Origin of the sequence: Clostridium sp. AM22-11AC (assembly GCF_003473545.1) — a bacterium.
Classification (GTDB): domain Bacteria; phylum Bacillota; class Clostridia; order Lachnospirales; family Lachnospiraceae; genus Enterocloster.
The window spans coordinates 44101-53052 of record NZ_QUCM01000023.1; the positions used below are offsets into that span (position 1 = coordinate 44101).

The following is an 8952-nucleotide window of genomic DNA, read 5'->3' on the forward strand; positions in this document are numbered from 1 at the left end:
CGCAAAGAAAAGGGATATGATCCCTCTGATATATGACTGTCTGCTTCCATTTTAACCTTGTTTTAATTTCGTTTTGACGTTTTGCTTTTCGTATCTGTTCTGTCCGGTTATACCAGCTTTGTTTTGCAGTTACCCGCATATTTTTCTGGTATAAAACACGCCCGGACTGCATGGGAGAGCACCCGCCGAATATGTTCGATTCTCTCTCCACCTCGTTAACCTGTGTCAGCAGTAAGTTATTATTCATTCATCCGTTACTGTTCACGACCCGACCCAGGTGCATGGCGCTATAGCTTTACTATTATCTTTGTTTCCTCCAAAAACAAATCCCGTATATTATATCTCATATTTACAATATGCGTCAACTCTTAATTTTGCCGCTATTATGCTGCCTTTTTCCCAACCCGCCTTAAAGTTTCTGTAAGAGTTTCACACTGTATTTTGCTAAAATGGTATGTTATAATGTGATGGGCGCAGCGAAAAGTAAGCGACACCGCAGGTGGCATTTATTTTTCGCAAGCTCATCAACGAACGAACCGTCTGCGTCAGCAGACAGTGGAGCGCGATAGCGCGGGGTTCGTGAGTGGACTAAACTGCCGAGAAAAATAAACGGTATTTATTTTTAGTAAGAAAGAAGAGAATAGAGGTAACCGATCATGCGTTTACATGAAAATAAGGAAGGTGACGAACTGCAGCGTTTGCGGGCCCGCCGCCAGGGAACAGGAAGAAACTATAAAAACCGTCCAAGACAGACAAAAACTGTCGATCATACATATGACGAGGATTATTACGAAGAAGAAGATTACGACTATGAATATGAGGAAGAACCGGATCCGAACGGACTGGAAGTTCCTTTTGAAAACGACAACCGCCGCAGTGCAGGTGTTTCTCACCGATATAGCGAATATAGCAACCAAAGCAGGGGAAAAAGAAAAACCAGCAACCGTTATAGCACATCTGGAACTACAGGAAATGTGGAAGCTTCTGCATCATCAGGCAAAACGGGTAAAACCGGCAGAAACAATCCTGGTAAAACATCCAGAAAGCGGAAAAAAGCAAAATGGCCAGTTATTCTTTTAAGCCTTTTAGTGGTGCTTTGTGTATATGGAGGCTGGTCTTTCCTTCACAGAGCTACGGGATACTGGAATATTGCGGTATTTGGTGTAGACAGCCGTGACGGAAATACGAAAAACGCCCTGGCGGATGTCCAGCTGATCTGCAGTATCAATCAGGAAACAGGAGAAATAAAACTGGTAAGCGTTTACCGTGATACATATTTAAAGATCGACTCCAAGGGGACCTACCATAAGATCAACGAGGCTTATTTCAAAGGCGGTCATAAACAGGCTGTATCTGCCCTGGAAGAGAACCTGGATGTGAAGATCAACGATTACGCTACATTTAACTGGAAAGCTGTTGCACAGGCGATCAATGTTTTAGGTGGCGTGGATATAGAGATCACACAGCCGGAATTTAAGTATATTAATGCCTTTATTACAGAAACTGTTAATTCTACTGGCATTGGTTCCACACAGCTGGCAAGTGCAGGTCCAAACCATTTAGACGGTGTACAGGCTGTAGCTTACTGTAGATTGCGTCTCATGGATACGGATTTCCAGCGTACAGAGCGTCAGAGAAAGGTTATTTCACTGGCCCTTGAAAAAGCAAAACAGGCAGACCTTGCTACCCGTACAAATCTGGTAAAAGCGATCCTCCCACAGATCTCCACCAGTGTGGGTGTTGATGATGTACTTCCAATGGCAAAGAATGCAAGTAAGTATCATATTGGTGAAACAGCAGGCTTCCCATTTGCACAGAAAACAAAGAAAATGGGAAAAATGGACTGTGTTATCCCTGTAACACTGGAAAGCAACGTAGTTACCCTTCATCAGTTCCTGTATGGGGAAGACGCCCTATACAGTCCTTCTTCTACAGTAAAGAAAATCAGTGATCATATTGCTGAAGAATCAGGTTTTTATGAAGGTGGTAAGGCGGCTCCGACTTCTTCCGGTTCCGGAAAATCAGACAGCAAGAGCCAGTCATCCGGAACAAGTAAAAATAATGCTCCGGCCCAGACTGCTGCACAAACAGCAGCTGAAGAAAGTTCTGAAGCAGAAGAAACAACAGAGGAGACCGGCGATACAACGGATAAAACAGCAGCAGAAGAGAGTACAGCAGCTATTATTGAAAAACTGGACGACTCCAAAACAGAGAAAGAAACTACCAGCGCATCGGAAGGCGGCCCAGGTACTGTAAAGCCAAAAGAAACAGAAAAAGCGGAAACGGCAGCGGATGAGTCCTCCAAAGGACCTGGTGTCCAGAAAACAACCGAAAATTCAGAAAATGACAATGTTTCTGGTGAAAATACAGGAAATACAGATCCGATAGGTCCGGGAGTTTAATTTCCAATATTGTATTTGTCAAAAGTCTGTGTTAAAATGCTTTCAAAAGATAAATAAATAACAAATAAACGATTTTAAAACAACATTATTGCGAAAGAAGAGATGCCATTATGATCAGCTGCCGTTATGTTATTTCTACCAATCACGGACTTCATGCAGCCAATGCCATGAGCTTAAGCCGTGCCGCTTCCGACTACCAATGCAAGATCACACTGGAAAGTGCCAAGGGAGTTGCCGACTGCAAAAACGTTTTATCCCTGATGAGCCTTGGCGCCAAACAGGGAGAGTCCCTGATCCTGACTGCCGATGGACCGGATGAGAAACTGGCTATGGGATATTTAAGCGGGATTTTGAGAACGATTTTGTGATTTGCTTTAAATGATTTTTAAATGATATTGATACTTGAGAATAATGTAAATGATTAATTGTAGTATATAATCGATAATAGAATGGATTGATTGAACAGTAATTAAAAGCCCTGGATTAAAAACTAGGGCTTTTAGTCAGTTTATGCGTAGATGAAATGAAATAAAATATATGTGGAAATAATTGAAAATATTGGGATGTATGTAAGTGGTTTATTAAGAATATAATGTGAAATCGGTTTAACTATTCGTTAAAGTATTGTTTCGCGAATAGTTGAATATCACTCTCCATACCTTAACATGCTAAAACAAAATCATCTTTATTAATTCTCGTTCAGAAAGGACCCACTCTCAAATGAAACTCCAACGTCTCTTAAGCCTTCTCCGCCAGGCTATTGACCAATACCAGATGATTGAAAACGGTGATCATATTGCCATTGGTATTTCCGGTGGTAAAGACAGTCTTACTTTACTTTATGGTCTGTCACAGCTTCAGAAATTTTATCCGAAGCACTTCACCCTGTCTGCCATTACTGTAGATATGGGCTTAGATACTATGAATTTAGAGCCTATAAAGGCCCTTTGCGCAGATTTTAATGTTCCCTATGAGATCATCTCCACAGAAATTGGAAAGATCCTGTTTGAAGCCCGTAAAGAGTCTAATCCATGCGCTTTGTGTGCGAAAATGAGAAAAGGTGCCCTAAACCAGAAAGCTTTGGAACTTGGCTGCAACAAAATTGCTTATGCCCACCATAAGGACGACCTGATCGAAACTGCCTTAATGTCGCTTTTATATGAGGGACGATTTTATGCCTTTCCGCCGGTTACCCATTTGGATCGTACCGATTTAACGGTTATCCGTCCTTTGATGCTGGTCTCCGAAGCGGATGTAAAAGGCTTTCGGAATAAATATCAGCTTCCAGTCTGTAAAAATCCATGTCCTATGGATGGACATACACACCGTGAATATGTGAAAAATCTGATCCGGACACTGAATATGGACAGTCCCGGTGTCCGTGAACGTTTATTTCATGCGGTCATTAACGGAAATTTTGAAGACTGGCCCAGGCTTTCTAAATAATAATACAAAATAATCTGAAAATATTTATTATATATAAATTATAAATGAGGCATACATAATTATGGCAACGACACTACCCTATTACGAACAAAAAGATATTGAGAATATAAAAAAGCTGCGGGAAATGACGAAGACTCTCCCACCCTTCTGTACAGAATTTTTTCGTGGGATCGAACCACGAACTTCTACCAGGACCCGGATTGCCTATGCTTATGATCTCTCTGTTTTTTTCGATTTCCTCAAAAAGGAAAATCCGGTTTTTTCCAAAATGGAACGAATGGATTTTACATTAGATCATTTGGATCAGATCACGGTAACAGATCTGGAAGAATATATGGAATATTTAAAATATCGCTTTAATGAGCACAATCAGGAAATTGTTAATAAAGAACGGGGAATTATGCGCAAGATCTCTTCCCTTAAAAGCTTTTATAACTACTTTTTCCGTACAGAAAAACTGAAAACAAATCCTGCTGCTTTGGTCCAGCTTCCCAAACTTCATGAAAAAGAAATCATCCGTCTTGATATTGATGAAGTTGCTCTTCTTCTGGATGCAGTGGAACAAGGGGATGGTCTGACTGATAAGCAGAAAGCGTTTCACAACCGGACTAAACTGCGCGATCTCGCTCTTCTCACATTGCTTCTCGGAACCGGCATCCGTGTTTCTGAATGTGTAGGATTAGACATAAATGACATTGATTTCAAAAATGGTGGGATCCATATTCACCGGAAAGGCGGGAAAGAAGTTACTGTTTACTTTGGTACGGAAGTAGAAACGGCGCTACAGGACTATCTGGATGAACGAAATGACATTATCCCCGAAGAGGGCAGTGAAAATGCTCTCTTCCTCTCTCTCCAGAAAAAACGTATGAATGTGCGCAGCGTGGAGAATTTAGTTAAGAAATATGCAAAGATCGTTACGCCGTTAAAAAAGATCACTCCGCATAAGCTTCGCAGCACCTATGGTACTAACCTTTACCGGGAAACCGGTGATATATATCTGGTAGCAGATGTTCTTGGCCATTCCGATGTTAATACCACTAAAAAGCATTATGCTGCTCTTGAAGACGAGCGTCGACGCAGCGCCCGTAATGCGGTTAAATTAAGAGAAAATCAGGGGATCACCCCCTAAAATCAGCGCCCAAAGGCAAATTACTCGTAAAATTAAAAAAGGCAATGCAGAACTGGAAAAACATCTGACTCTGCATTGCCTTTTAATTTAGAAATTATCTGCGAACACCATTTTCATCTACGAAATAACCATCTGGTGTCTGTGTGTTGACATACAGTGCGCCTTTTGGCATAACGGCTTTCACATTATAATTCCACTGCTTTGTTGAAGAATCCTGCATCCAGCCACTGTCACCAAGAGTTTCCGGGTTGAGATAGTACCACTGTCCCTTGATCTCTCTCCAGCCTGTTAACATCTCTCCTGTGTTTGGATCCAGATAATACCAGTAACCATCTGCTCCATCCTTAAGCCATCCGGTATACATAGCTCCGATCGGTGTGCCCAATGTTCCGTCTGGAGCACAATAGTACCACTTTCCGTCTTCTGAGAGGTACCAGCCAAGTGTTAAGTATCCTTCTGCATTAAAATGGAACCATTTTCCATCAATAAAACTCCAACAGTTTTTCGGATATCCGCTAGCTGCTCTTTCAAACCAGATACCCTTTTCATCCTGACGCCAGCTTCCGCTTTCGGAAATAATGGTCTTACGGCTGGAAGAGGAAGAACCATCACTAGATGAACTGGATCCGCCATTACCTCCGTTACCGCTATTTCCGTTATTGTCATTGCTTCCGTTATCGTCATTATCTCCGCTGTTGTCGTTGTCACCGTTATCACCAGGTTTTTCATTATCATCCTGGGTTTCTTTGAGCTTTACAGAAACAATCGTCTGCGCTGTTTCGCCATAAGGAACTTCAATACTTCCGAAACCAGCTTCTTTCTCATAGCCTTCAGGAATTTCCAACACTACATTTTCATCTGTAAACAGGCAGAGATCACCGGAATTTCCTTCTACTTTTACGAGCTGATGTCCTACGATCTGACCATTACATACATATTGAATATCAAGGCACGCTTCTGCAATTACAGGAACAATTTCCTTTTCCTTGATGACAACTGCATCTTCCTGTGTTTCTACATCATTTTCATAGTCAGGATCTGTGATCTGAATTCGCATTGCATAAGTACCTACTGCCATTGGCTCGTCTGCCACAAATATTTCATTATCTGTACTGTAGCTTACTTCATGCTCAGGAATTTCATCTCTAATACCATATACCAAATAGGATCCTCCATGGGTCTGTTCATCAAAGCTGAAAGAAACCGGATGGATCTCGATGGTTGCCTTTGCAGGAATGATGTTCATGATCACTTCTGCATGGGCAGCAGCATAATTTGCTGTTTCTGGCAGATCTAAGATAGCCCGATAGGTTCCTGCATGAACGGGAGCTTCCAGGGAAGCATTTTCGTCTGTCTGGTCATTTTTATACAGAACAGAATACTTTGTTTCAGGATCCTGATCTTCTACAGACTGAACCATGATCTTTTGAGCTTCGCCATTGTATGTAAAATTCTGCTGTTCTTCAAGCACAAATTTAGGCTGGGCCTTTTCAATGATCAGATAACCAGTCTGGTCTGCAGCATCTGTATACTGTCCATTTCCTTTAAAATCAGCAGTAACACGATAAATACCTGCATTTACAGGAAGTCCTTCCAGGTAAGTTCCTGTCACAACATCGTAATAACGATACTGGATGTCCGCATCTTCTATTTCTGTTTCCGGAGTTGCAGCAAGGTACAGGCCGGCTTTAAACTCCTGTGCTTCCCCATTGTAAGTAACATGTTTTGTTGCAAATAAAGCCTCGGAAGTTCCGTATTCCTTATCTTCTTTTGGCGCAGTTTCCATTTGTCCGTCTTTAAACTGAATAAGTGCAGCTGTGCGTCCGATCACATAGGTACGGACAATAGGCCAATCCATGTTATTTCCGTTTAATACATAGGCGGTTTCTGTGTATACACCAGGCTTTGCAGATGGTTTGTTGCTGCGATAGAATTCTTTATCACCATCTTTGCCAACAAACAAATAGCGCACTTTACTACTATCAAGAACGGTTTCAGTTTCTTTATCCATCAGAACCGCGCCGAACAGCTTCATGGCCTGTTCTTCATCCAGAGAACCGTCATCATTCAGAGGAATATCTTTGTAACTTAATACAGAGAAATCCTGAGTCCAACGCAACTCTATATTTTCTGTCTTTGGCAGAATGATCAAAGAGCCAATTCCAACAGCAGCCTCGTAATTTGGATCAACAACAGCGGCAATTACTGTGTAACCACCTGCTTTTTGAGGAGCGCCAAAGGTAACTTTAAAGGAAGTTACACTCTCTGGAAGGTAATCGCTGATGGTCTGGAAAGCTTTCATGAAAGTATCTGTATCCACACCAATTGCCTTTAATATAGATAAAACAGCCTGCCCTTCTGTTGAATTCAGCTTTTCAAGGAGATCATCTATAGATGCACTTTCACCAAGCAATTTTTCCAGGTACTCTGCCAGATCAACGTTTCCGACTACAGGAATATTAACCATATAAGATGGGAACTGTATGCAAATAGCAGCAGCCAGGTCACTATTTACACCAGCATAGATTTTTAATACTCCGGCATCAGAAGGAACAACTTCTACCAGATCCTCTGGAATCTGATCACCATAAATAATTTTTTTGTTTTTAACAGAAATGGAGGCTTTCGCTTTTACGATCTCCAGATCAGCAACCACTTCATTACCACGGAACTCTTCGTTTCCTGCAAATTTCACCTTAAATGTTCTTGTACCAACAGAGAGATTGGTGGATGGCGCCTTGTCCAGATTAACATAAAATTCGACATTAGGAAGTCCATCTGTTTTGATTTCTCCTGTTTTTACCTGCATGGTAAACTGATTAATAGAAGGTTTTACACCATTGGTCCATGTGATTCTGTCATAAAGCTCCTGTTTCAGTTTCTCTACATCCGAAGTATAAGTAATTGGCGTAGTCATGATCGTAAACTCACCAATTGGACGTGGATCCACAATTTTAACAGAAGCAGTAATTTCTCCTTCACGGTAGGCTTCATTTCCGGCAAAGGTAATCTTTAATTCCGGAGTCTTGTCAACATTCAGCAGTCCAAGGAGCTGGGCTGTTTCAAGGGAATAGTCTGTCAGTTTTCCTTTTACTTCTATTTTAAATTTACCGATTTCAGGTTTAGCACCAGCACTCTTCCATACGATCTGATCATATACAGTCTGTTTAAAAGCAGCTAAATCACTTGTATAAGCAATTTCTGTTTCATCCTGAAGTGCAAAAGAGGCATCCTCACGAATATCTTTTAACACAACTTTCTTCTCAACAGAAGCATCCTTATAACGGCTATTTCCTGTTAAGGAAATACGGATCGTTTCCGTTGAATTGCCATTAGCATCTGTATTCTCACCAAATTTATGTGCGCCAGCACCGGCTAAGCCACTTGGGATATAATCCAGTTCCGCATAGGTATTATTTCCAAACAGTCCCTCTCTTGCCAGATATTCTACTTTAATGTACTTGTTATCCATTTCATCCAGATCTGGATAGCTGTTTTCGGTATCAACAATTGCATTTTTCAGAAGATTTATAAAATCATCGTCTAATTCTGTGGTATCTTTTATCCACTGAACCTCCGGTGTTCCTTCTTTTCCAACCAGTTCTACTTTTTTCACCGTTACAGTAAGCTGAAGAGGCTCCGCATCCTCTGTAATTTCATCTTTGTCTGCAATATAGGTATAAGCATAATTTTGGAAATCACTATCTTTTAAAGTAATTTCTGTTTCGTCTGCTTTGATAGACTCGATGGCATATCCATCCTGTGGTTTTAATTTGATGGAACGGGACTCTGGCGCAATTTCAACACTGGCCTGATCAGACTCTGCTTTATCATTAACAGAAACGTTACCGCCATTTGTTGTGATCTCAACCGTTCTCGTCAATGTTTTCTCGTAAGATACTTCAATTTGTATGTCTTGTATATCATCTATGATATTTTCACCATTGATGGTATAATCCCATCTTTGACAGT

General features: G+C 41.2%; 5 protein-coding genes. 4 read left to right on the forward strand and 1 reads right to left on the reverse strand.

Annotated features, from left to right (window positions below; translation table 11 throughout):
* Positions 1–656 precede the first annotated feature (656 nt).
* The 4 genes from DW251_RS15185 (at position 657) to DW251_RS15200 (ending at position 4980) form a co-directional block, all read left to right on the forward strand.
* The gene (locus tag DW251_RS15185) at positions 657–2402 is read left to right on the forward strand and encodes an LCP family protein (protein WP_021869415.1); all 1746 of its coding nucleotides are present in this window, start codon (positions 657–659) and stop codon (positions 2400–2402) included.
* A 110-nt stretch (positions 2403–2512) separates the two neighbouring features.
* Positions 2513–2770 (forward strand): HPr family phosphocarrier protein, encoded by a 258-nt coding sequence (locus DW251_RS15190; RefSeq protein ID WP_021869414.1) that lies wholly within the window; start codon positions 2513–2515, stop codon positions 2768–2770.
* Positions 2771–3122: 352 nt separating this feature from the next.
* Positions 3123–3848, forward strand: coding sequence for a tRNA 2-thiocytidine biosynthesis TtcA family protein (locus tag DW251_RS15195; RefSeq protein WP_021869413.1), 726 nt, complete (start codon positions 3123–3125; stop codon positions 3846–3848).
* A 61-nt stretch (positions 3849–3909) separates the two neighbouring features.
* Positions 3910–4980, forward strand: coding sequence for a tyrosine-type recombinase/integrase (locus DW251_RS15200; RefSeq protein WP_021869412.1), 1071 nt, complete (start codon positions 3910–3912; stop codon positions 4978–4980).
* Positions 4981–5074: 94 nt separating this feature from the next.
* On the opposite strand, the gene DW251_RS15205 is transcribed toward DW251_RS15200, so the two are convergent.
* A complete protein-coding gene (locus tag DW251_RS15205) occupies positions 5075–8863 on the reverse strand; it encodes an MBG domain-containing protein (RefSeq protein ID WP_118301633.1) in 3789 nt (1262 codons plus the stop codon).
* Positions 8864–8952: the final 89 nt, after the last annotated feature.